Raw genomic sequence first — 2,189 nt, 5'->3', positions numbered from 1 at the left:
GGTGCGGCGCCGGCAGCAGGGCTGAAGGGCGAGTTTGCGACACACGGTCGCCCCAGCGGCCGCCAAGGGGCCATTGTTTGACCATGATCAAGCCCTTCCCCGGGGTATCCGCGCAGTCTGTCAGCAGACCTGCGGATTCGCGCAGACCCCTTCCCGGCAATGGAGATCGGCAACATGGCCAAGATGAAAGCAGCGGTATTCGTGGAGAAGAACCGCATCGTGCTGGAAGACAAGGACATCCCCGAAATCGGTCCGCTGGACGCCCTGGTGCGGATCACCACCACCACCATCTGCGGCACCGACGTGCACATCCTGCGGGGTGAATACCCGGTGGCCAAGGGCCTGACCATCGGCCACGAGCCGGTGGGGGTGATCGAGCGCCTGGGCTCCCAGGTGCGCGGCTTCCACGAGGGCCAGCGAGTGATCGCCGGGGCCATCACCCCCAGCGGCCAGAGCTACGCCTGCCTCTGCGGCTGCGGCTCCCAGGACGGCCCGGACACCCGCCACGGCTTCCGCGCCACGGGCGGCTGGAAGTTCGGCAACACCATCGATGGCTGCCAGGCCGAATACGTGCGTGTGCCGGACGCCCTGGCCAACCTGTGCCCGATCCCCGACGGCCTGAGCGATGAAGAAGTGCTGATGTGCCCGGACATCATGTCCACCGGTTTCTCCGGCGCCGAGCGTGCCGAGGTGAACATCGGCGACAGCGTGGCGGTGTTCGCCCTGGGCCCCATCGGCCTGTGCGCGGTGGCCGGAGCAAGGCTCAAGGGTGCCACCACCATCATTGGCGTCGACACCGTGGCCGCGCGCATGAGCGTGGCGCGCGGGCTGGGGGCGACCCATGTGGTGGACTTCAAGCAGGGCGACGTGGTCAAGCAGATCATGGACCTCACCGACGGTCGCGGGGTCGATGTGTCGATCGAGGCCCTGGGCACCCAGGGCACCTTCGAGTCGGCGCTGCGGGTGCTGCGCCCGGGGGGCAAGCTGTCGAGCCTGGGGGTCTATTCCAGCGACCTGCGCATTCCCCTGGATGCCTATGCCGCCGGCCTGGGCGACCTGAGCATCCTCAGCACCCTGTGCCCGGGCGGCAAGGAACGCATGCGCCGGCTGATGGAGGTGGTCGCCAGTGGCCAGGTGGACCTCAAGCCGCTGGTGACCCACCGCTTCAAGCTCGACGATATCGAGGCCGCCTACGAGCTGTTCGCCAGCCAGCGCGACGGCGTGATGAAGATCGCCATCACCCCATGATCCGTGCCACCGGGCGCCCTTGATACCGATCAAGGCGCCCGGCAGCACGGCATTCCACACTCAAGCTCACGTATCGCCCAAGGAGGAGCACCATGAGCCAGTACCAGCGTCTGTTGCTGATCGCCGATCCACAGCAGCACCAATCCCCCGCGGCGCGCCGTGCCGTTGCCCTGGCCCGGGCCAGCGGCGCGGCGCTGCACGCCCTGGTGTTCGTCGAACCGCCGGCGCGCACCTACCTGTGGGAAGAACACCTGGAAGACAGCGAGCGCGAAGCCTACCTGCAGCGCCACGAGCGCTGGTTGCAGGTGGAAGCGCAGTGGATGGCCGAGGAGGGCGTGCAGGTCACCACCCAGGTGATCTGGAGCACCCAGGTGCTCAAGGACATGCTCGCCTACATCGACGAGTTCCGGCCTGACCTGCTGATCAAGGACGTGACCCTGGAGTCGGCCCTCAAGCGCGTGTTCGTCACCCCGCTGGATTGCCACCTGCTGCGCGAGGCGCCGGTGCCGGTGCACCTGGTCAACGACGCGCCGCACAAGCTGCCCCGGCGGATTGTCGCCGCGGTGGACCCGGCCCAGTCCGACACCCAGATCCGCGGGCTCAATACGCAGATCATCCAGACCGCCCACGCCCTGGCCCTGCAATGCGACGCCCAGTTGCACCTGCTGTACGCCTACGACCTGATGCCGATGCTCGATGGCGTGGCGCCGGTGGCGTCCACCGCCTGGAGCGTCAACTGCCTGGACGAGTTGCGCGACTCCCTGCACAAGGAATTCGAACGCCTGGGGGATGAGCACAACGTGCCCCAGGAATTCCGCCACTTCATCATGGGCCCGCCGGTGCCGGGCATCGCCCAGTTCGTCGACGAATACCTGGTGGACGTGGTGGTCATGGGCACCGTGCACCGCACCGGCTTTGGCCGCTTGATCGGCAGCACCACC

At 67.6% G+C, this 2,189-nt stretch carries 2 protein-coding genes; both read left to right on the top strand.

Annotation, left to right across the window (positions count from 1 at the left end; all coding sequences use genetic code 11):
• The first annotated feature begins 174 nt into the window (after window positions 1–174).
• A complete protein-coding gene (locus tag F6S12_RS31290) occupies window positions 175–1,248 on the top strand; it encodes an NAD(P)-dependent alcohol dehydrogenase (protein WP_053152835.1) in 1,074 nt (357 codons plus the stop codon).
• A 92-nt stretch (window positions 1,249–1,340) separates the two neighbouring features.
• Window positions 1,341–2,189, top strand: an 849-nt coding sequence (locus F6S12_RS31285; protein WP_315869811.1) for a universal stress protein, incomplete at its 3' end; no start/stop codon positions are given.

This window comes from Pseudomonas sp. JV245A (assembly GCF_032424515.1).
GTDB classification, from domain to species: domain Bacteria; phylum Pseudomonadota; class Gammaproteobacteria; order Pseudomonadales; family Pseudomonadaceae; genus Aquipseudomonas; species Aquipseudomonas protegens.
This window is presented reverse-complemented; position numbering and strand designations above follow the sequence as displayed.